Genomic DNA, 2,207 nt, shown 5'->3' on the forward strand with positions numbered 1-2,207 from the left:
TAAGTTGTATTGTCAGCTAATAAAACTGTATCGCCTAATTGAACTCCATTGGTTGCAGCATCATACCAGATAACATTGCTTTCGTTTACAACGATATCTGCAATACTTGGCATATCCGAAGCACAGAAAGTTTGTGTAGTTTCTGTTGCCGTTGGTAATCCTGGGTCGGTTAAACTTACCGTAATCGCTAATCGACTTGTGCTTTCACAACCTGCTGCTGTCGTTAAACTTGCGTAGTAAGTTGTATTGTCGGATAATAACGTACTGTCTCCTAATTGAACTCCATGGGTTGCAGCATCATACCAGATAACATTGCTTTCGTTTACAACGATGTCTGCAATACTTGGCGCATCCGAAGCACAGAAAGTTTGTGTAGTTTCTGTTGCCGTTGGTAATCCTGGGTCGGTTAAACTTACCGTTATCGCTAATCGACTTGTGCTTTCACAACCTGCTGCGGTGGTTAAACTTGCGTAGTAAGTTGTATTGTCAGCTAATAAAACTGTATCGCCTAATTGAACTCCATTGGTTGCAGCATCATACCAGATAACATTGCTTTCGTTTACAACGATATCTGCAATACTTGGCATATCCGAAGCACAGAAAGTTTGTGTAGTTTCTGTTGCCGTTGGTAATCCTGGATCGGTTAAACTTACCGTTATCGCTAATCGACTTGTGCTTTCACAACCTTCCGCGGTGGTTAAACTTGCGTAGTAAGTTGTATTGTCTGCTAATAAAACTGTATCGCCTAATTGAACTCCATTGGTTGCAGCATCATACCAGATAACATTGCTTTCGTTTACAACGATATCTGCAATACTTGGCATATCCGAAGCACAGAAAGTTTGTGTAGTTTCTGTTGCCGTTGGTAATCCTGGGTCGGTTAAACTTACCGTAATCGCTAATCGACTTGTGCTTTCACAACCTGCTGCGGTGGTTAAACTTGCGTAGTAAGTTGTATTGTCAGCTAATAAAACTGTATCGCCTAATTGAACTCCATTGGTTGCAGCATCATACCAGATAACATTGCTTTCGTTTACAACGATATCTGCAATACTTGGCATATCCGAAGCACAGAAAGTTTGTGTGGTTTCTGCTGCCGTTGGTAATCCTGGGTCGGTTAAACTTACCGTAATCGCCAATCGACTGGTGCTTTCACAACCTGCTGCGGTGGTTAAACTTGCGTAGTAAGTTGTATTATCTGCTAATAAAGTGCTGTCTCCTAATTGAACTCCATGGGTTGCAGCATCATACCAGATAACATTGCTTTCGTTTACTGAAATATCTGCAATACTTGGCATATCCGAAGCACAGAAAGTTTGTGTGGTTTCTGTTGCCGTTGGTAATCCTGGGTCGGTTAAACTTACCGTAATCGCTAATCGACTTGTGCTTTCACAACCTGCTGCTGTCGTTAAACTTGCGTAGTAAGTTGTATTGTCAGCTAATAAAACTGTATCGCCTAATTGAACTCCATTGGTTGCAGCATCATACCAGATAACATTGCTTTCGTTTACAACGATATCTGCAATACTTGGCATATCCGAAGCACAGAAAGTTTGTGTGGTTTCTGTTGCCGTTGGTAATCCTGGATCGGTTAAACTTACCGTTATCGCTAATCGACTTGTGCTTTCACAACCTGCTGCTGTCGTTAAACTTGCGTAGTAAGTTGTATTGTCAGCTAATAAAGTAGTATCGCCTAATTGAACTCCATTAGTTGCAGCATCATACCAGATAACATTGCTTTCGTTTACTGAAATATCTGCAATACTTGGCATATCCGAAGCACAGAAAGTTTGTGTAGTTTCTGTTGCCGTTGGTAATCCTGGGTCGGTTAAACTTACCGTAATCGCTAATCGACTTGTGCTTTCACAACCTGCTGCTGTCGTTAAACTTGCGTAGTAAGTTGTATTGTCGGATAATAACGTACTGTCTCCTAATTGAACTCCATGGGTTGCAGCATCATACCAGATAACATTGCTTTCGTTTACAACGATGTCTGCAATACTTGGCGCATCCGAAGCACAGAAAGTTTGTGTAGTTTCTGTTGCCGTTGGTAATCCTGGGTCGGTTAAACTTACCGTTATCGCTAATCGACTTGTGCTTTCACAACCTGCTGCGGTGGTTAAACTTGCGTAGTAAGTTGTATTGTCTGCTAATAAAACTGTATCGCCTAATTGAACTCCATTGGTTGCAGCATCATACCAGATAAC

General features: G+C 41.5%; 1 protein-coding gene. It reads right to left on the reverse strand.

Annotation, left to right across the window (positions count from 1 at the left end; genetic code table 11):
- Positions 1 to 2,207: Ig-like domain-containing protein (locus GGR32_RS11945; RefSeq protein WP_484502657.1), on the reverse strand; the 2,207-nt coding region annotated here is incomplete at both ends.

Source organism: Mesonia hippocampi (assembly GCF_014197445.1).
Lineage (GTDB): Bacteria > Bacteroidota > Bacteroidia > Flavobacteriales > Flavobacteriaceae > Mesonia > Mesonia hippocampi.